This is a genomic window from Bilifractor sp. HCP3S3_D3, assembly GCF_052063915.1.
GTDB lineage: Bacteria > Bacillota > Clostridia > Lachnospirales > Lachnospiraceae > Bilifractor.
In genome coordinates, this window is record NZ_JBQHWP010000059.1 from 1 (window position 1) to 443 (window position 443).

The window sequence follows — 443 nt, forward strand, 5'->3', positions numbered from 1 at the left end:
ATCGCAACCGTACCTTTCTGGTTGTTTGTCGTATAAGATTTTCGGCTATGTTTTTTGGATTTGAACTTTGGAAAACCATTTTTCTTCTTACGGGTTTTGCTAAAAGCATTGCGAAAAGCTGTCTGCAGATCCATCTGCTTATTGGCGAGAGCAAGACTATCGACTTCCTTGAGATATGGATAATCTTTCTTATACTTTGCCGGCGTAACCGTTGGGAATTTACCAGTTGCTTTATAGCCTTCCACCTTATCGGCGAGCATGAGATTGTAAACCTTACGGCAGCAGCCAAAGGTTTTTGCAAACATGATCTTTTGTTCCGTTGTAGGATATATCCGATACTTAATTGCCCTGTTTGCCATCTTTCTTACCCTGAGATTGAATGTATTGCCTAATAATGTCTACAGCAGCTTCTCCTGTAGTCAGCAAACAAAAACTTTGTGACC

The 443-nt window shown here is 40.6% G+C and carries 1 protein-coding gene; it reads right to left on the minus strand.

Going from position 1 to position 443, the window contains the following annotated elements; genetic code table 11:
- The coding region (locus tag ACTNDI_RS14025; protein WP_441101573.1) for a helix-turn-helix domain-containing protein at nucleotides 1-359 on the minus strand (359 nt) is incomplete at its 3' end.
- Nucleotides 360-443 lie beyond the last annotated feature (84 nt).